This is a genomic window from Streptomyces sp. NPDC060366, assembly GCF_042725135.1.
Lineage (GTDB): Bacteria > Actinomycetota > Actinomycetes > Streptomycetales > Streptomycetaceae > Streptomyces.
The window spans coordinates 100,609-119,534 of the sequence record NZ_JBHXDC010000010.1; the positions used below are offsets into that span (position 1 = coordinate 100,609).

Here is an 18,926-nt window from a genome sequence, read left to right on the forward strand (position 1 = left end):
ACCTGATACCTCTTCCTGTTCTCTCCGGATGAAGCCGCCTCGCACAACGGTGCGTACCACCGCCGTATTCCTGGCCCATTCCCGAAGATCGTGTGGCCATGCGCCGGGCATCGCACCAGACTGGCCCCATGACGGAAGCGATTGAGTACGACGTGGTGGTGCTGGGCGCGGGACCGGTCGGGGAGAACGTCGCCGACCGGGTCAGGGCCGCCGGTCTGAGCGCGGCGGTCGTCGAGAGCGAGCTGGTCGGCGGCGAGTGCTCCTACTGGGCGTGCATGCCGAGCAAGGCCCTGCTGCGCCCGGTGATCGCCCGCGCGGAGGCACGCAGGGTGCCCGGTCTGAGCCCGTCCGTGCAGGGCCCGCTCGATGTGCCGGCCGTCCTCGCGCACCGCGACGAGTACACCTCGCACTGGAAGGACGACGGCCAGGTCGCCTGGCTCGACTCGATCGGCGCCGTGCTCCACCGGGGCCACGGCCGGCTCGACGGCGAGAAGCGGGTGACCGTCACCGACCCCGAGGGCGGCGTCCAGGTCCTCACCGCCCGCCACGCGGTCGCCGTCTGCACCGGCACCAGCGCGATCCTGCCCGACCTGCCGGGCCTGGCGGGTGCCAAGCCCTGGACGAGCCGCGAGGCGACCAGCTCCCAGAGCGTGCCCGACCGGCTCGTGGTCGTCGGCGGGGGAGTGGTCGGCGTCGAGATGGCCACCGCCTACCAAGGATTCGGCTCGGACGTCACGCTGCTCGTACGGGGCGACGGTCTGCTGCCCCGCATGGAGCCCTTCGTGGGAGAGCTCGTCACCGACTCACTGACGGAAGCGGGCGCCTCCGTACGTATGGGCGTCTCCGCCGCCTCGGTCGAGCGCGACGGCGGCAGCGGACCCGTCACGGTGGTCCTCGACAACGGCGAGCGGATCGAGGCGGACGAAATCCTCTTCGCGACCGGCCGGGCGCCCCGCACCCAGGACATCGGACTCGACACCGTAGGGCTGAAGGCGGGCTGGCTGACGGTCGACGACAGCTGCCGGGTCGAGGGCAGCGACTGGCTGTACGCGGTCGGCGACGTCAACCACCGCGCCCTCCTCACCCACCAGGGCAAGTACCAGGCCCGCATCGCGGGCGCCGCCATCGGGGCCAGGGCCCAGCGCGTACCCCTGCTGGAGAGCGACCGCTGGGGAGCCCATGCGGCGACGGCCGACCACGCCGCGGTCCCCCAGGTCGTCTTCAGCGAGCCGGAGGCCGCCTCGGTCGGCCTCAGCCTCAAGGAGGCCGAGGAGGCGGGCCACCGGGTCCGCGCGGTCGACTACGACATCGCCAATGTCGCGGGCGCGAGCCTGTACGCGGACGGCTACCGGGGCCGCGCCCGGATGATCGTGGACCTGGACAGCGAGATCCTGCGGGGGGTGACCTTCGTGGGCCCCGGGGTCGGCGAACTGCTCCACTCGGCCACGGTGGCGGTCGCCGGCGAGGTCCCGATCGCCCGCCTGTGGCACGCGGTCCCGTCCTACCCGACGATCAGCGAGGTCTGGCTGCGGCTGCTGGAGGCGTACCGGGACGCCTGAGGGCGACCGCGGTGTCCACCGTCGACGGGACGCCGTAGGCCGGTGCCGTACCGGCCCACGGAACCCACGGAACCCTCGGACGCGAACCGCGCGCGAAGCGCCTCACTCCGTCCGGAGGACCACCCCCAGCGCCGCGTCCCGCACGTCCGGTGACGGGTGTATCCGGAGGGCGCGCAGGGCCGTGCGCCATTCGGTGGGCCAGCCGTGGCGGTTGCCCGTGGCAGAGACCAGGGCGACGGCCAGCAGGCCGGTGGCCGGGTCGCCGGTGGTGGTCAGCCGGGTCGCGGCGGTCAGGACCGTCGACGGATCGGACGGCAGAGGGCCGGAGCCGAACCGGCCGCGCAGTTGGTGCGCCGTGGCCGCCGCGAGGGCGGGGCGGCCGGCCGCGTTGGCCGCCAAGTCCCTCAGTCGCGCGAGGAGTTCGGGAAGATCGGCGTCCGGGTCCACGAGGCCGCGGAGCACGTCCGCGCGGGCCCCGGCCAGTGACGGCTCGTCGGCGAGCAGCGCCGCCACTGCCTCCAGCACCGGATGTATCTCGCGACCCGGCCGGTCCGGCAGGGCCCGCAGGAGAGCGAGCGCCCGCTGCCGGGCCGGGAGGTCCCGGTCCTCGGCAGCGTCCGGCTCGCCCGCGGCGATCGCGGGGAGCAGCGCCGTCAGCGCGTCGTGCAGCGGACTTCCCGGAGCCGCGCCCCCGACGGGATGCGGCAGCCCGGAGACGGCGAGCCGGCCGATCGCCGTCACGGCGGCCCTCCAGACGGCGCGCGTCCCGGCCCCCTCGCCGAGGTCGGTGACCCGCTCGGACAGGCCGTCCACCACGTCAGGGGCGTACCGCGCCCACAGGGGGAGCACACGCAGCCCGGCCGTCGCCGCCTCCGGGTCCGCCGACCGGCACACGTCGCCCACCAGACGGGCGTAGCGGGGCCGGTGGGTCTCCGGCAGGGACCAGGCCGCGGGCCGTACGACCGCCTGGAGCACCTGCGGCGGGCCTTCGGTGGCCGCCGTGAGCAGCGACCACGTCCGCTCCTCGGAGAGCAGTTCGGTCGAGAAGGCCACCACCGTCGCCTGTACGTCGCGGTGCCGGGGCGGCGCGTCGAACGCCGCGGCGAGCAGAGCCGCGGCGCGGGGGAGCGGCAGAAGCGTGGCCGCCAGCCGTACCGCCTCCTTACGGCTCGTCACCTTCACACCCTCGTCGGCGGTGAGCACCGCGCCCAGCAGCTCGGCGAGTTGGGAGGGCGCGGCGAAGCGCGCGGCGCGGGTCGCGGCGTGCACGGCGACCCTCGCGCGGTCGTCACCGACGTGGGCCAGCAGCACGGGAAGCGCGTCCTGCGGCTGGTCGGCCCATACGAGCGCGGCCAGCGCGGCCTCCGCCAGCACCACGTCCCGGGATTCGGCGTACCGCAGGGCGAGCGCACGCCCGTGCTCCGGGACCGTCGCCGCGGCCCGGATCGCCGCGGCCCGGCGGTGGAGCGGCTGCGACTTGTCGTCGGCCGCCCTCGCGGCCATGGCGCCAGCCGCCGCCTGCTGACGCGGCAACCAGCGTGCGGCGCACCGGAGTTCGGGCAGCGTTTGGCGCGTGCCGCGTTTGAGGAAGCGGCCGTACGGCGGCGGCCCGCCGAGCAGCACGTCCAGCAGATCGGTCCGACGCTCCGTCAGGACTCGCTCGACCGGGCCGAGTACGGCCGCCGACGGTTCGAGCTCCAGAATCCTCGCCACCCGCTCGTGCCGGTCCGAACACGGCTCGAGCCAGTACCTCACCGCCGTCGCGAACGCGCTGTCGTCGCCGTACTTGAGCGCCTCTTCGAGCAACCCCTGGAGGACCGGCATCCGGTGGGCCCGCCTGCCGAGCGAACCGGTCAGCGTGAACAGCAGTTGGTAGTCGGCCTTGTTCATCGCCGCGTCCAGCCACGGGCGCAGCGCGTCGAGCACCTGGTGTTCCTGGCCGCGCCGCAGCACACGGTCGAGCGGGCCGAGATACCCCACCCCGACATGCGCGGCGATACGCTCCAGCGCACCCAACGACCAAGTCAGCAGGGCCTGTTCACCGTCCGCCGCGTTCTCACGCAGCAGGGCGATCGCCAGGCTCCGGACGGCCTCGCGCGTGCTGTAGGAGATGTCCCGCGCCTCCAGGGCGTCCTGGAGGATCCGGTCCAGCTGCGGCGTGGAGCCGGCTGTGAACAGGTCGGGGCGCACATCGGCGAGCGCGCCGAGGGCGGCGCACCTCACCGGATCCTGTTCGTTGCGCAGCCGCAGCAGTTCGACCAACACCTCCTGCACGGACGCGCGGTCGCGGGTGCGGGCGGCATTCACGATCAGCAGCGGCCAGGCACGCGCGCGGTCACCCGCGTCCGGGCGGCGGGTCCCCGCGAGCAGTTCGGCACGCGCCTCGGCGACCGGGCCGTACGCGACCAGCTCCAGGACCTCGTGCCAGGAGCCGCCCGTCTCGCGCCGCCGGGCCGCCCACCGGCGGGCCTCGGCCCAGCGGCGTTCACGCGGCAGCAGGCCGAGCACCGGCAGTACGTCGTCGGCGTCCTTGCTCTCGACACCGGCCGTCGCCAGGTCGAGGAAGTCGCTCCGGCGGTGCGGCGGCAGCGCCTTGAGCAGCACGGCGAAGTGCGGGCGGCCGATCCAGTGGCGGCCGAGCGCGGGCAGCGAGGGAGGGTCGGCCCGCACGATCCGCCGCAGGACGGACGCCGACGGAAGCGGCGGGTACGACTGCCCGCCCCCGTCCGCCGGGATCAGCAGCCGTACGGTGCGCTCCGCGTCGACGGCCACGAATTCGTTCAACCGCGCGACCAGAGCCGCGGGCAGTACATCGGGCCGGTGCCGCTCCAGCATCGACAGCACCCGCTCGCCGCGGGCGGAGACGGCCGCGGCCACCCCTTCCGCGTACCGGTGCCAGGAGGTGTCGCGCTCGGCACGCGGGCGGTCCGCGAGGTCCCGCTCGGCATGGTCGAGCACCTGATCGGGGAAGTTGAGACCGATTCTGGTCCAGGAGTCGAGGGCGTAGGAGAGTTCGGGCAGGGCCGCCGCCACGAACTCCGCCGAGCAGACGGGCAGCAGCTTGGCCGCCGTGTGATCACCCCACTGCTCGCGCAGCCTCGGGACCAGGCGCTCGGCCAGCGCCGTACGACCGCTCGCCAGCACGACCTCGCCCAGCCGCTGCCGCGCGTCGGCCGAGGCGTCCTCGTACGCCGCCTCGATCGCCGCGTCCGGGAGCGGCAGCGTGCGGGCGGCCCGCATCGCGTACGCCCGGACCACCGGGTCCCGGTCGGTCAGCCGCCCGGCCAGGAAGTCGATGTGCCGCCCGACCAGCGCGGCGAACGCCGCGAGACGTCGCTCGTAGGTGCCGCGCCCCGCCAACTCGGCCACCAGGGAAGGTAGTTCGTCGGTCGGGTGGAGTGAACGGGCGCTGTGGGCAAGGTGCTTGAGGCGATCCGGGTACGACAGTGGTTCGAGTGCGACGAGCAGACGGTCGACCGTGAGTGACATGACCGTGATTGTGCCGGTGGAGGCGCCGCCGGCCCAGCGGATATATGTGCGGGCCGGGCAGATGCGGGCGGGCCCGGCGGAGGTACACGGGCCCGGTGCACGGGTGCGCGCCCAGAAGCCGTTGAGCCCGGCGGACGTGTGCGGTCGGTGCCGCCGTCCCGCCGGGCCCGACCCCGTACGGCCCCGGACTACGCGTGGGTACCGACGTACTCCCGCAGATGCCGCGCCGTGACCGTGTCCGAGTGCGCCACCAGATCGGCCGGCGTACCCGTGAAGACGACCTGACCGCCGTCGTGCCCGCCGCCCGGCCCCAGGTCGACCAGCCAGTCCGCGTGGGCCATCACCGCCTGGTGGTGCTCGATGACGATCACCGTGTTGCCCGCGTCCACCAGCCGGTCGAGCAGCGCGAGCAGCTTGTCCACGTCCGCCATGTGCAGCCCGGTCGTCGGCTCGTCCAGGATGTAGATGGACGACTTCTCCGCCATCTGGATCGCCAGCTTCAACCGCTGCCGCTCACCGCCCGACAGGGTGTTCAGCGGCTGGCCGAGCCGCAGATAGCTCAGCCCCACGTCGTTGAGCCGGCCGAGGATCGCGCGTGCCTGCCCGCCGGGGAAGTAGTCGTACGCCTCCGCGACCGACATGGAGAGCACCTCGCTGATGTTCTTGCCGTTCAGCCGGTAGGTGAGCACCTGCGGAGTGAACCGCTTGCCCTCGCACTTCTCGCAGACCGAGGCGACGCCCGCCATCATCGCGAGATCGGTGTAGACGAGCCCGAGACCGTTGCAGTTGGGGCAGGCACCCTCCGAATTCGCGCTGAACAGCGCCGCCTTGACGCCGTTGGCCTTGGCGAAGGCGGTACGGATGGGGCTCAACAGCCCTGTGTACGTCGCCGGGTTGCTCCGCCGCGAACCCCGGATCGGTGACTGGTCCGCCACCACCACGCCGTCCCTGTTGGAGAGATAGCCATGGATCAGCGAGGACTTCCCCGACCCCGCGACCCCGGTGATCACGCTCAGCACACCGGTCGGGACGTCGACGCTCACGTTCTTCAGGTTGTGCAGATCGGCGCCCTCGATCGACAACTGTCCGTTCGGCTCGCGCACCGACTCCCGCAGCCGCGCCCGGTGTTCGAGATGCCGCCCGGTCAGCGTGCCCGAGGCGCGCAGCCCCGCCACGTCGCCCGTGTAGCAGATCTGCCCGCCGGCCGTACCGGCCCCGGGACCCAGATCCACCACATGGTCGGCTATCGCGATGACCTCGGGCTTGTGCTCCACGACCAGCACCGTGTTGCCCTTGTCCCGCAGCCGCAGCAGCAGGTCGTTCATCCGCCGGATGTCGTGCGGGTGCAGCCCGATCGTCGGCTCGTCGAAGATGTACGTGGCGTCGGTGAGGCTGGAGCCGAGATGCCGCACCATCTTCACGCGCTGCGCTTCACCGCCGGAGAGCGAGGACGAGACGCGGTCCAGGCTCAGATAGCCGAGCCCGATCTCGACCAGTGACTCCAGCAGATCCCGCAGACTGCCGAGCAGCGGGGCGACGCCCGGGTCGTCGATCTTCCGTACGTACTCGGCCAGATCGCTGATCTGCATCGCCGAACACTCCGCGATGTTCACGTCGTTGACCTTCGAGGACAGCGCGGCGGCGCTCAGCCGGCTGCCGCCGCAGGACGGGCACTCGGCGAAGACCACGGCCCGGTCCACGAACGCCCTGACCGGGGCCTGCATCGAATCCCGGTCCTTGACCAGGACCGTCCGGTTGACCTTGGTGACGAGCCCTTCGTACGTCATGTTGTTGGAGCCGACCTTGACCTTGGTCGCGGTCTTGTGGAGGAAGACCTCCCACTCCTCGGGGGTGAAGTCCTTGAGTTTCTTGTCCGGGTCGTAGAAGCCCGAGGCGACCATGATCTGCCAGTACCAGGCGTCCACCTGGAAGCCGGGGACGGTGATCGCGCCCTCGTTCAGGGAGAGTTCGCGGTTCACCAGCTGGTCGATGTCGATCTTCGACACCTGGCCGATCCCCTCGCACTCGGCGCACATGCCTTCGGCGGCGTTGAAGCTGAAGGCGGTCGAGGTCCCGATGTGCGGGGTGCCGAGCCGGCTGAAGATGATCCGCAGCATGGTGTACGCGTCGGTCGCCGTACCCACCGTGGAACGGGAGTTGGCGCCCATCCGCTCCTGGTCGACCACGATCGCGGCACTCAGATTGTGCAGCGAGTCGACGTCGGGCCGGCCCATGCTCGGCATGAACGACTGGATGAACGCCGTGTACGTCTCGTTGATCAGACGCTGCGACTCGGCGGCGATGGTGCCGAAGACGAGCGAGGACTTGCCGGATCCCGAGACGCCGGTGAAGACCGTGAGCCGGCGCTTGGGGATGTCGAGCGAGACCTCCCTCAGGTTGTTCTCGCGGGCCCCGCGGACCTGGATCACGTTGTGACTGTCGGCGGCTGGGATGTTCACGGACTGCTCCTCGTGATGCTCGGCGAGCAGCTAGCGTACACCGTACCCAGTGGGGATCGCACATATTTTCGATCGGAAGTTCATGCGAGTCCCTGGGGGAGTGGTCCTCGGTTGCGACGAGCCGGGGCCGCTACAGCCAGCCGTTGCGGCGGAAGCTCCGGTGAAGGACGTAGCAGGCCGTCGCCATGAGAGCGACGACGGCCGGATAGCCGTACGTCCACCCCAGGCCGGGCATGTGCTCGAAGTTCATCCCGTAGATGCCGCAGACCATGGTCGGCACGGCGACGATCGCGGCCCACGCGGTGATCTTGCGCATGTCCTCGTTCTGCGCGACGGTCACCTGCGCGAGATGCGCCTGGAGGATGGAGTCCAGCAGATTGTCGAACGCGGCGATCTGATCGGTGAGCCGCGCCAGATGGTCGGCGACGTCACGGAAGTACGGCCGTACCTCGGCGGTGACACCCGGCAGCGTCCGGTTGGCGAGCGTGTCGAGCGGCCGGGCGAGCGGCGCCACGGCCCGCTTCAGCTCCAGCAGTTCCCGCTTGAGCTGGTAGATGCGCCCGGCGTCACCCCGCCCCGCCCGGCCGGCCGACTCGTTGAAGACCTCGGTCTCGACACGGTCGATGTCGTCCTGGACGGCGTCGGCGACAGTGAGACAGTCGTCGACCACCTGGTCCGCGATCGCGTGCAGTACGGACGACGTACCCATGGCCAGCCGCTCGGGCGCTGCCTCCAGCCGCTCCCTGAGAGGGCCGAGCGAACCGTGCCTGCCGTGCCTGATCGTGATCACGAAGTCCCGCCCCGTGAAGACCATCAGCTCGCCCGTGTCCACCACTTCGCTCGTGGCGGTGAGCACTTCGTGCTCCACGTAGCGGCAGGTCTTGAAGACCGCGAACAGCGCCCCGTCGTAACTCTCGACCTTCGGCCGCTGATGCGCGTGCACGGCGTCCTCGACGGCCAGCGGATGGAGCCCGAACAGGTCGGCGAGGCCCTTGAACTCGGCCTCGTCCGGCTCGTGCAGACCGATCCAGACGAAGCCCCTGCCGGACTTGCGGACCCGTCGTACGGCTTCCTCGGCCGGGCAGTCGCCCGGCTGCCGTATGCCGTCCTCGTAGACCACGCAGTTCACGACGGCGCTGCCGAGCGGGGACCGGGCCGGATGGCTGAGGTCGACGGTGCTGCGGTAGACGCGCCGCACCGCCCGGCGGAGGCGACGGATCATGGGCACAGGGGCTCCGTTCGAAGGATCGGCGGCCAGTCTGCCACCACCCCTCGCGGGCCGTCCCGGCTCCCTCCGAAGACGCTACGTACCGCCGGTCCGCGAGGTCTCCGGGGGAGCCTCCGTGATGTCGAGGAAGACATGGTCGGCCTCCGGCCAGGTCCCGGCCACGGAGCGCTTGATGCGTACGCAGATCAGCTCGATCTCCTCGCTGTCGAGCCCCGGCACCAGATCGATCCGCGCCGCGATGAGCGCCGAGTCCATCCCGAGCCGCATGGTCAGCAGTTGGGCGACGTTGTCGATCTCCGGCTGGGCGTCGAGGAGCGAGGCGATCCGGCCGCGCAGCTCGGGATCGACGGACTCACCGACGAGTTGGACACGCGCCTCGGCGCCGAGGCGGTACGCCACGTACACCAGCAGCAGTCCGATACCGAAGGAAGCGCCCGCCTCCCAGACCACCTCGCCGGTGACCAGATGCAGCACCATGCCCGCCATCGCGAGCAGCACACCGAGCACGGCGGTCGCGTCCTCGGCGACGACGGTCCGCACGGCGGGGTCCTTGGCGCTGCCCTTCTGTTTCCGCAGCTGGTGGAGGGCGCGGAGCAGCGAACTGCCCTCGGCGATCAGGGCGACGCCGAGGACGATCAGGCCGGCCGTATAGCCGCTCGGGCTCTCCCCGTCGTCCGTGGCCAGGGCGTGATAGCCCTGGTAGAAGGAGAAACAGCCGCCCATGACGAAGATCCCGACAGCCGCCAGGAGCGACCAGAAGTAGCGCTCCTTGCCGTACCCGAAGGGGTGACGGCGGTCCGCCGGGCGCCGGCTGCGGTGCAGCGCGGTGAGCAGGAAGACCTCGTTCACGCTGTCGGCCACGGAGTGCGCGGCCTCCGAGAGGAGCGCCGGTGACCCCGAGATGAGACCGCCGATGGCCTTCGCGACGGCGATGACGATGTTCGCGGCGAGGGCCACGAGGATGGTGATCCGGGTGTTTCCGTCGGACTTCTTCGCGTCGGACTTCGCCGCGTCCAAGCTCTCCGAGCCGGGCTTGTTCGGGTCCGGCTTGTTCGGGTCGGGCTTACCGTCGGGCTTGTCGGCGTCGGACGTCCTCACCTCGGATGTCTCCACGGCGGACGTCTTCGCGACGGGTTGTTTCTGGTTCAAGTCAGCCTTCCGCTCGGGCGGGCCGGCCCCACGTGCCGGCCGCTGCGCCGCGTGTACCCCGCCCGCACCGGCCGAATCGACGCCGGGATCCGCCGAGCCCGGCCACCGGTGCACCGGCCGCCCCATGGCCAGGGCGAGATGCCGGCGACATGCGGGCCGGGTGCTCTGCTGGCACAGTCGTCAGGGAGCGGAGGGGAGCCGGGGGGATCCACTGGCACGACCGGAGTGAGGCGAGCGGTCATGGCACCGAGGCATCCTGTGTTCGGGGCTCCGTGCTGGGCGAGCCTGCTGGCCCGCGATCTCGCGGACACGCAGAGCTTCTACGGTGCCGTACTCGGCTGGACCTTCCGCCCCGCCAAGCTCGGCGACCAGTTCGTCGTGGCGGAGACCGAAGGCGTACCGGTCGCGAGTATCGGCGCGCTGGCCCCCACGCTCCAGGTCGCCGTGGCCTGGACGCCGTACTTCGTCGTGGGCGACGTGGACGCGACGGCCTCCCGCATCAGGGAGCGCAGCGCCACGGTCGCCGTGGGGCCCCTGGCCTTCGAGATGGGGCGGGCGGCGCTCGCCGCCGACCGGGACGGCGCCGTCTTCGGCTTCTGGGAGGGCGAGCCGCTGCCCGACCCCACGGCCAAGCTCGGCGGCCCCCCGTTCCGGCTGGAACTGCGGACCTATGACGCCATCGCATCGGCGATCTTCTACGGCGAGGTGCTGAAGTGGGCCGACGACGGACTCGGTGGCATCGACGTCAGCTACGAGCAGGACCGGGTCGTGCTCCGTACGGGACGGGGCTCCGGGCACGTCGTGGCGCGAATAGGCAGCGGCGGCATCGAGGCCGCGGCGGACCCGCATCTGCGCCCGCGCTGGCACGTGTCGTTCGCCGTGGACGGTGTGAAGGCGATCAGGACGGCGGCCGAGACCGCCGAGGCGATGGGCGGCGCCGTGGTCGCGGCGGAGAAGACTTCGTACGAGGACGGGGAACAGGTGACGCTGCGGGACCCCGACGGCGGGCTTTTCACCCTGACGGACCGCTGAGCGCGAGCGCACCGATCGGCGCGCCACACCAGGGAGGCCCGGCCTGTCCGGGTTTTCGGCCCGCGATCGGGTATGCGGCCCGGCGGACGACCAGGCCGGTCGGTAGTCCGCGATCGCCGACCACCGACGTAACCGCGACGACGTACCGACCATCGGGCGACGAAGGGAATCACCGTGAGCCAGCGACATCCGGACGACACCGAGGGAAACGGCGCGGCCGTCCCGAGGGACCTCCCCGACCAGCACGCCCGCCCCGGCGAGGACCCGCTGGACGTGGATGTGGAGGGCCTGGGCTCGTCCGGCGAGCCCGACGACGACCCGGACACGGCAAAAGCCCCGGACGAGCCCGACCAGTCGCTGCCCGACGCGGACGAGGCGGGCGCCGGCAGGCGCGGCGACCCCAACACCGGCGGGGTGCATCCCGAGCAGCCCGTCCCCGACGAGCCGTCGGGCTGACCGGCCCGGCGCCCACTTCCCAGCGGAGGAACCCACGGTGAAGAGCACGCAAGAGTCCACAGCGGCACACGGCACCGACGCGGAAGTGACGGTGGAGATCAGCGGCTGCGAGACGGAGGACGCGCAGGCCGTGTTCGGCGCGCTGCGCACCGTCTTCGCCTCCGACCGCGCGCCGGACGACCGGCCTCAGGAGGTGACGGGCGCCCGTCCGACGGTGTGGAGTTCGACCTTCGACGTGTCGGAGGTACGGCGGAAGGCCGACCCGACCCGGCTGAGCAAGCCGGTGACCGCGGACGTCCAGGGAGGCTACTGGGCGGTCGCGAAACTACAGGAGGAGCTGTCCGGCGCGTTCGCCGTACAGGTGCTGGGTACGGCCGCGGGTGACCAGGAGCAGGAGGTCCAGCTACGGCTGGACACACGCCGTTCGTGAGGAATGGGGAGGCCGAGAAGTGACGACTGTGACCTTCACACTGGTGGCGCTGGACTGTCAGGACCCGGCGGCACTCGCCGAGTTCTACCAAGGCGTGCTCGGCGGGGAGATCAGCCACGACTACGAGGACTGGTGGGATCTGCGCGAACCGGGCGGCGCCCGGATCGCCTTCCAGCGGGCCCCCGGCCACCGCGCCCCGGACTGGCCGCGCGCCGATTCGAACTCGCAGCAGGCGCATCTCGACTTCACGGTGGCCGACATGGAGGCCGCGCAGGAGAAGGTGCTCGCGCTCGGCGCGACAGCGCTCGATCTCGATGACGACGGGGGTAAACGTGGCTTCCGGGTGTACGCGGATCCGGCCGGTCATCCCTTCTGTCTCTGCCGGGCCGCCTGACCGGCCGGGGACCCCCTCCGACCAGCGCGTTTCTCGTCCGTCCGCCCCCGGATCGCTGTCGCGCGCCATGTCCCGGGAGCAGCCGTGAGGATCCCATAAGTTGCGCATTCGGCTCCGTCGGGTCAATCTTTTCAGTGACCCAGAAGTGGCTTACGCTCACGCTTCGTATTCGGGGGTCGTTGCAGCAACGAGGTGAAGTACGTGGGCCCCTGTGTGTGAGGAGCCTCGACCATGACGATTCCACTCGGCCGCTACTACGAGGTGGAATTGCACGCCTCTCCGGAGCGCGTATCGCAGATTCGGCGGATTGTCGCCGCACACCTTCGACACTGGAATCTCGACCCGCACGTCGACCCGGTCTGCTCGGGCGTCGACGAACTGCTGACCAATGTCCACCGTCATGTCGGTGGGGACAACAAGTGCCTGGTCGAACTCCGCTGGACCGGCCGGTATCTCACGGCCGCCGTCTCGGACAACGGACCTGAGCTGCCCCGACTGCCCTCGGCCGGTGGCGGCGGGCTCGCCCGCCTCGCCTCACTGAGCGACAGCTGGGGTACCTGTGGCACGGTGGAGGGCAAGGTCGTCTGGTTCACCAGGAGCGTCGAGGCGCCGCAGAACGTCCTGCGGCTGCCCGGCGTCCCGGTGGGCGGGACCGACGCGGCGGCGAAGGAGCCGGTTCCGGCGCTGACGCCGGTGCCCGCGTTCGTACCGTCCCTGGCCACGGCCTGACGACGGCGCCGTATCCCGTATCTCGGGGCAGGACGGCTTCGGGCCGGGCCCGAAGCCGTATCACCGGCCTCGCGGGCGGCCATTCCGGGCCCGCGTTTCGGACCACCTTCCGGTCCGTCCTTCGGTCCGCCTCGCGGGCCGTGTTCCGGTCCCCGTCCCGGTCCGTGCTTTTCGGTCCGGAAACGTCGGGTACGCGCTCGGACGAGAGCCCGCGTCGGTGTGGCGCGGAGACAAGGAGTCAGAGATGGAAACCGACCAGGGCACGCGGACGTCCCGCGGCCGATCGACCGAGCGCGAGGGGCAGTTGCGTACGTGCCTCCCGGCGCGCGTCACGATCCGCGACGGTGAACCGAGAGACGCCGGCCAGGGAAGGCCGGAGACGGTGGATCAGGAGTGGAACGTGGTGCGGGGAGAGGACTGATGACTGCGAGGCTGCACATCGATCAGACAGGTACGGCGGACGAGACCCGGACGGGATCCGGTGCCGACGAGTGGGAATGGCTGCGGGACGCGGCCTGCGCGCAAGCCGATCCCGAACTCTTCTTCCCGGTGGGGGACTCCGGTCCCGCCGCCGAACAGGCGGAGCGCGCGAAGGCGGTGTGCCACAGCTGCCCGGTGGAGAGCCAGTGCCTCGAATGGGCGCTCAACACCGGTCGTACGTCGGGGGTTTGGGGCGGTACGGACGACGAGGAACGCCGTCGGCTGCGGCGCAACGGCCGACGCCGGGTGCCCGCGCCGCGCGGCAGGCAGACGCAGGCGTCGGGGCCGGGCGGCACACGTCGCCCCCGCGGGCACTGAGGCCGGTTCGACAACCGCGATCCAACGCCCGGTTCAAGGAGGCATGAGCTCGATGAGCAGCATCCGAGGAGCCGGGTCCGCGGACTCCGCTCCGGCGGCAGAGGACAGCGTCCGGGCGGGCGGTCGGACCGTACGGATCCACCGGCCGGACAAGGTCCTCTTCCCCGCCTCCGGCGGCGGAGCCGACCTCACGAAGACGGATCTCGTCGAGTACTACCGCTCCGTCGCCCGGTACATGCTGCCTGAACTCAGGGACAGGCCACTGATGTTGGAGCGGCATCCGGACGGAGTCGACGGTCCCCGCTTCATGCAGAAGAACATTCCCGGCAACTACCCCGACTGGGCGCGGCGGGCCGAGATGGCGAAGAAGGGCGGGACCGTCACACACCCGGTGTGCGACGACACCGCGACGCTCGTTCACCTCGCGGACCAGGCGAGCATCACCTTCCACCGCTGGCTGTCACGGGAGGACCGCCCGGACTTCCCGGACCGGCTGGTGTTCGATCTCGACCCGGCCGAGGACGACTTCGAGCCCGTACGCGACGCCGCGCTGCTGCTCGGCGAGCTGCTCGACGAACTGAGCCTGCCGGCCACGCTGATGACGACCGGGTCCAAGGGGCTGCACGTGATCGTCCGGCTGGACAGAGCCGCGGGGTTCGACGAGGTACGGGGCTTCGCCACCGACGTGGCGCGTGTACTGGCGGCCCGTGCTCCGGACCGATTGACCACGGAGCAGCGCACGGACGCCCGTGGCGGCCGGCTCTATCTGGACGTCCAGCGCAACGCGTACGCGCAGACGGCGGTCGCGCCCTTCTCGGTACGCCCGCGAGAGGGCGCGCCGGTCGCGACACCCATCAGCTGGGACCAGTTGAAGGATCCCGAGGTCACGGCACGGCGCTGGACGGTGACGAACGTACTGGAGCAGGCGCGCACCCGCCCCTGGTCCGGAGTCGCGGCCAGGGGCAGGGCGCTCGGCCCGGCACGGCGGAGACTTGACGCGCTGTCGCCGTAGCGGGTCATTCCGCGCCGTGTTCGCGCCGTGTTCAGGCGCTGTCGGGGAACTCTCCCGCCAGCGCGGCGGCCATCCGCAGATGCGGCCCGGCGTCGGCGGCACGTCCCTGCCGCTCCAGCGTGCGGCCCAGCATGAGGCGCGCGTACTGCTCGACGGGGTCACGGTCCAGTACGGCGAGCAGTTCCGTCTCGGCCTTCCGGAGCCGGGCGGAGTGGTAGTAGGCCCGGGCGAGCAGCAGCCGCGGCGCGACCTGCTCCGGGACCTCCGCGACGAGCCCTTCGAGGATGCCGGCCGCCGTGACGTACTCCCGCGCCTCGAAGAACTGCTGGGCGCGTCCCCAGCGCTCGGCGGCGGTTCCGAAGTCGTAGTACGTGCTGGTGTCCACTGGCTCTCCTCCTGGTCCTCGTGCTGTTCACCAGCCCACAACAGCGCCAGGCGCTCGAACATTCCGATGGTTGAAACTTCTACAATCTCCTCGACCGTTATCGCGTGGATGCTGCCGTGAGGCGCCGGTCGGGATTAAGTTGTGCGCCATGAGCAATCTTGATCGTCAGGCGACGCTCTCCGTCTGCGGCGGCCGCGGCTTCGTCGTCGCCGAGCCGGTGCGTGAACTCCTCAGCCCCCGTCACGTCAAGCTCGGCGAGTCCACCGAGGTACGCCGGCTGCTGCCCAACCTCGGGCGCCGCATGGTCGGCGCGTGGGCCTTCGTCGATCACTACGGCCCCGACGACATCGCCGACGAGCCCGGCATGCAGGTGCCGCCCCACCCGCACATGGGACTCCAGACGGTCAGCTGGCTCCACGACGGCGAGGTCCTGCACCGCGACAGCCTGGGCAGCCTCCAGACCGTACGCCCCCGGGAGCTCGGCCTCATGACCTCGGGCCGGGCGATCAGCCACTCGGAGGAGAGCCCCCGCCCCCACGCCCGCCTCCTGCACGGCGCCCAGCTGTGGGTCGCGCTCCCCGACGCCCACCGCGACGTGGACCCGCACTTCCAGCACCACGCGGACCTCCCGGTGGTCACGGCCCCGGGCCTGACGGCCACCGTCATCCTCGGCACCCTGGACGGCACCACCTCACCGGGCACGACGTACACCCCCCTGGTCGGCGCGGACCTCACACTCACCCCGGGCGCGGACGCTCGACTGCCCCTCGACCCGGACTTCGAGTACGCGGTGCTGGCGATGTCGGGCGAGGCGGAGGTCGACGGCGTCCCGGTCCCGGCGGGCTCGATGCTCTACCTCGGCTGCGGCCGCACGGAACTCCCCCTGCGCACGGACTCGCCGGCGGGCCTGATGCTGCTGGGCGGCGAGCCGTTCGAGGAGGAGATCGTGATGTGGTGGAACTTCATCGGCCGGTCCCACGAGGAGATCGAGGCGGCGCGCAAGGACTGGATGGAGGGCCCCCGCTTCGGCGAGGTAAAGGGCTACGACGGCACCCGCCTCCCGGCCCCGGAACTCCCCCCGGTAGCCCTGAAACCACGCGGCCGGGTGCGCTGACCTGGCCCGATTGATCCTGCGACGGCCCGCAGTGTGGCCTTCGCCGTGCCCCCTCACCAGGCTGGTGAGGGGGCGCAGTTGTGCCCGTTGTTGGGCGCGGTGGCGGTAGCGGCAGGGGCGGCCCAGTGTCCCCTCGTCGTCAATGAAGGCGGCGGCCCCGGTTTCGTGGCCCGGCTGACGGAGAGTTGAGGCTCCCGCTAGTGGTCCCCGCTGAAGAACGATCCGGGCCGAACGGATCTTGCTCCGGCCGGAGGCGCAGAGCCTGAAGGGCCGACCTGGCCCACCATTCGCCGCCGAGCCGGACCGGGCCACCCCGCGTTGAGCGCGGTGGATACGGCGCGTTCGGCCGGTGATCGCGAGGTCGAGTGCGTACTGCCACCGGGCTTCCCGCGTTCATCGCGACACGAGAGCCGACAGGTTGGTGTCCAAAAACTTACTGGCCATCCATTGACTCTCTGTGTGCCCGACTTCTAATGTTCCGGCCAAGGCAACAGCGTTTCGCTCACTGGAACGTCATCAGGCTTGGCTGTGTGGATCCACCCGAGGAGTCGTGGTGAAGAACGCAGGCATAAAGCAACTAATCACGCCATTCCGTATAGGTGGTCTCGACGTTCGCAACCGTGTGTTCGTCCCAGGACATACGACGAACTTCGGCCATGCGAATCATCCGACTCAGCGCCACGTGCACTACCACGCCGAACGGGCGCGGGGCGGTGTCGGGTTGATCATCACCGAAGCGGTACGGGTCCACCCCACCAGCGCGGGCCGTCACATCAGCCTCGGCTGTTTCGACGACACCTCGGTCCCCGCCTACGCGGCGGTCACCGAGGCCGTCCACGCACACGGGGCCCTGGTCTTCGCACAGCTCATGCACGCGGGTCGGCAGGCGAACGGCGACGCCACCCGCACGGCAGCCTGGGCGCCGATGGATGTGCCCTGGGCATCGGGCGCCGCAATACCCCATGCCATGGGACCCAGTGACATAGCGGTGGTCGTCGCGGCGTTCGGTGAGGCGGCCCGCCGGATGGGCGAGGCCGGATTCGACGGCGTCGAGATCCATCTCGGACACGGTCATCTGCTCCAGCAGTTCCTCTCGCCCTTCACCAACCGGCGCACCGACCGCTACGGCGGCAGCGAGGAGAACCGGCTCCGGCTCGTCCGGGAGGTTCTGGACCGGGTGCGTGAGCGCGCCCCGGACCTGCCGCTGGGCATCAGGGTGAGCGCCGACGAGTTCCTGCCGGGCGGCCTGGGACCGGCCGAGGTCATGGCCGCCGTCGGCGAGTTGCGCGCCGAACACCCACTCGCATACGTCCATGTGAGCCATTCCGCGTACCACGGCAGTTCCTCACTGGCCACGCAGATGGCCGACATGAGCTTCGGGCACGCGCCGTTCCGGCACCACGCGGCCCAGTTCAAGCGGGCGTTTCCCGATCTGCCGGTGCTCGCCGTCTGCCGGCTGGACAGCCTGGCGGAGGCGGCGGTGCTGGTCGAGGAGGGCGAGGCCGATCTGGTGGGGCTCGCCAGGCCGCATATCGCCGACCCCCATCTGGTCCGCAAGACACTGGACGGCCGCGCGCACGAGATCCGGTCCTGCCTTGCCTGCAACCAGGGGTGCGTGGGGCGGCTGGAAGCGAGCCTGCCGATCTCCTGCGTGGTGAACCCCGAGGTCGGGGCGGAGCGCGAGTGGATCGCCGTACGCCTCGCCGGACCGGCCCCCGCCCGGCGGGTTGTGGTCGTCGGCGGGGGACCGGCGGGGATGCAGGCCGCCCTGTCCGCCCGGCGGGCCGGTCACGAGGTGACCCTTGTCGAGGCCGGTGACCACCTCGGCGGCCAGATCGTCCGCGCCGGATCCGTCCCGGGCCGGGAGCGGCTGACCCTGATGACGGACGAACTCGCCAGAGACATCGCCCGAGCGGGTGTGACCGTACGGACCGGCGAGCGCGTCATCGCGGCCGACCTGCTGCCCGGGGGACGGCACGGAGGCTTCGACGAGGTGATCCTGGCGACCGGGTCGCTGCCCCGAAGGCGCGAACTCCCCCTGGGACCAGAGGTGTTCGACCTCTGGCAGGCGACAGACGCGGTCTCGGGCAAAAATTCTGACGTCCCGTCAGCTCTGCTCGGCACGGTGGTCATCCGTGACGACGGAGGCGACTGGCCGGCCGCGTCGCTCACCGAATGCCTGGCACGCGAGGGGGCCGTCGTCCACCTGGTGACCCCGTCGGCGGCCCTCTTCCCGCGTATCACCACCTACTCCAGGCTCGGCCTCACCGGGCGGCTGGGCGCCCTGGGGGTAAAGGCCCGGCCGCTGCGTACGGTCGTGGACGCCGTCGGCGACCGGGTCACTCTGCAGGACACCCTGAACGGCGACACCGAGGAGCTCCACGGCGTCACCGCCATCGTCGATGCGGGCCTGCCGACCGCGGCCGACGACCTCTACCGCGTACTCGACGGGCACCCCGACGCGCCACCGGTGCTGGTGGTGGGAGATGCCAACGCGCCACGGACCGCGCTCGAAGCCATCTACGAAGGACGCATGGCAGGAACGTTTCTTTCCAGTGCGGCGAGCGGTGCCGCAACCCTGGCCGCCGCGGGCGGCGCAGCCGTCCCGGCCCACTGAACAGGCGCCACCGCCCCCGCCCCACTACCGCACCACTCCACCCGATCCGCGTACCGCGAAGCTCCGCCGCACACG

Annotated in this window: 16 protein-coding genes; 11 read left to right on the plus strand and 5 right to left on the minus strand. The window is 71.2% G+C overall.

All coding sequences use genetic code 11. The annotated features are described in order from the left end of the window. Nucleotides 1–128: 128 nt before the first annotated feature. Nucleotides 129–1,559, plus strand: coding sequence for a dihydrolipoyl dehydrogenase family protein (locus ACFWHU_RS24030; protein ID WP_387227023.1), 1,431 nt, complete (start codon nt 129–131; stop codon nt 1,557–1,559). A gap of 102 nt (nt 1,560–1,661) precedes the next feature. Here ACFWHU_RS24030 and ACFWHU_RS24035 read toward each other — a convergent pair whose 3' ends face one another. From ACFWHU_RS24035 to ACFWHU_RS24050, 4 genes are all read right to left on the minus strand, one after another. Continuing rightward, nucleotides 1,662–5,048, minus strand: a complete 3,387-nt coding sequence (locus tag ACFWHU_RS24035) for a hypothetical protein (RefSeq protein ID WP_387227025.1) — start codon at nt 5,046–5,048, stop codon at nt 1,662–1,664. 188 nt (nt 5,049–5,236) lie between these two features. Continuing rightward, a complete protein-coding gene (locus tag ACFWHU_RS24040; protein WP_387227027.1) occupies nt 5,237–7,507 on the minus strand; it encodes an ATP-binding cassette domain-containing protein in 2,271 nt (756 codons plus the stop codon). A 130-nt stretch (nt 7,508–7,637) separates the two neighbouring features. Beyond that, a complete protein-coding gene (locus ACFWHU_RS24045; RefSeq protein ID WP_387227029.1) occupies nt 7,638–8,729 on the minus strand; it encodes a magnesium and cobalt transport protein CorA in 1,092 nt (363 codons plus the stop codon). Between the two features lie 81 nt (nt 8,730–8,810). Continuing rightward, complete coding sequence (locus tag ACFWHU_RS24050) at nt 8,811–9,752, minus strand: cation diffusion facilitator family transporter (RefSeq protein ID WP_385800216.1); 942 nt, start codon at nt 9,750–9,752, stop codon at nt 8,811–8,813. A gap of 372 nt (nt 9,753–10,124) precedes the next feature. Between ACFWHU_RS24050 and ACFWHU_RS24055 the strand changes: the two genes are divergently transcribed. From ACFWHU_RS24055 to ligD, 8 genes are all read left to right on the plus strand, one after another. After that, nucleotides 10,125–10,916, plus strand: coding sequence for a VOC family protein (locus ACFWHU_RS24055; protein ID WP_385800185.1), 792 nt, complete (start codon nt 10,125–10,127; stop codon nt 10,914–10,916). A gap of 174 nt (nt 10,917–11,090) precedes the next feature. Beyond that, complete coding sequence (locus ACFWHU_RS24060) at nt 11,091–11,372, plus strand: hypothetical protein (protein ID WP_385800187.1); 282 nt, start codon at nt 11,091–11,093, stop codon at nt 11,370–11,372. A 37-nt stretch (nt 11,373–11,409) separates the two neighbouring features. After that, nucleotides 11,410–11,802 (plus strand): hypothetical protein, encoded by a 393-nt coding sequence (locus ACFWHU_RS24065; protein WP_385800189.1) that lies wholly within the window; start codon nt 11,410–11,412, stop codon nt 11,800–11,802. A 19-nt stretch (nt 11,803–11,821) separates the two neighbouring features. Then, nucleotides 11,822–12,196: a VOC family protein gene (locus tag ACFWHU_RS24070; RefSeq protein WP_387227031.1), complete on the plus strand. Its 375-nt coding sequence runs from the start codon at nt 11,822–11,824 to the stop codon at nt 12,194–12,196. Between the two features lie 231 nt (nt 12,197–12,427). Beyond that, a complete protein-coding gene (locus tag ACFWHU_RS24075; protein ID WP_387227033.1) occupies nt 12,428–12,925 on the plus strand; it encodes an ATP-binding protein in 498 nt (165 codons plus the stop codon). A 244-nt stretch (nt 12,926–13,169) separates the two neighbouring features. Next, the gene (locus ACFWHU_RS24080) at nt 13,170–13,346 is read left to right on the plus strand and encodes a hypothetical protein (RefSeq protein WP_385800194.1); all 177 of its coding nucleotides are present in this window, start codon (nt 13,170–13,172) and stop codon (nt 13,344–13,346) included. Between the two features lie 17 nt (nt 13,347–13,363). After that, nucleotides 13,364–13,723 (plus strand): WhiB family transcriptional regulator, encoded by a 360-nt coding sequence (locus ACFWHU_RS24085; RefSeq protein WP_385800218.1) that lies wholly within the window; start codon nt 13,364–13,366, stop codon nt 13,721–13,723. Between the two features lie 52 nt (nt 13,724–13,775). Then, a complete protein-coding gene (ligD, locus tag ACFWHU_RS24090) occupies nt 13,776–14,735 on the plus strand; it encodes a non-homologous end-joining DNA ligase (RefSeq protein WP_387227035.1) in 960 nt (319 codons plus the stop codon). 31 nt (nt 14,736–14,766) lie between these two features. Here the strand turns inward: ligD and ACFWHU_RS24095 are convergent, their stop codons facing one another. Continuing rightward, a complete protein-coding gene (locus tag ACFWHU_RS24095; protein WP_387227037.1) occupies nt 14,767–15,120 on the minus strand; it encodes a tetratricopeptide repeat protein in 354 nt (117 codons plus the stop codon). Between the two features lie 148 nt (nt 15,121–15,268). On the opposite strand from ACFWHU_RS24095, the gene ACFWHU_RS24100 reads away from it, so the two are divergent. Then, a complete protein-coding gene (locus ACFWHU_RS24100; protein WP_387227039.1) occupies nt 15,269–16,234 on the plus strand; it encodes a pirin family protein in 966 nt (321 codons plus the stop codon). A 553-nt stretch (nt 16,235–16,787) separates the two neighbouring features. Then, nucleotides 16,788–18,851 (plus strand): FAD-dependent oxidoreductase, encoded by a 2,064-nt coding sequence (locus ACFWHU_RS24105; protein ID WP_387227041.1) that lies wholly within the window; start codon nt 16,788–16,790, stop codon nt 18,849–18,851. Nucleotides 18,852–18,926 lie beyond the last annotated feature (75 nt).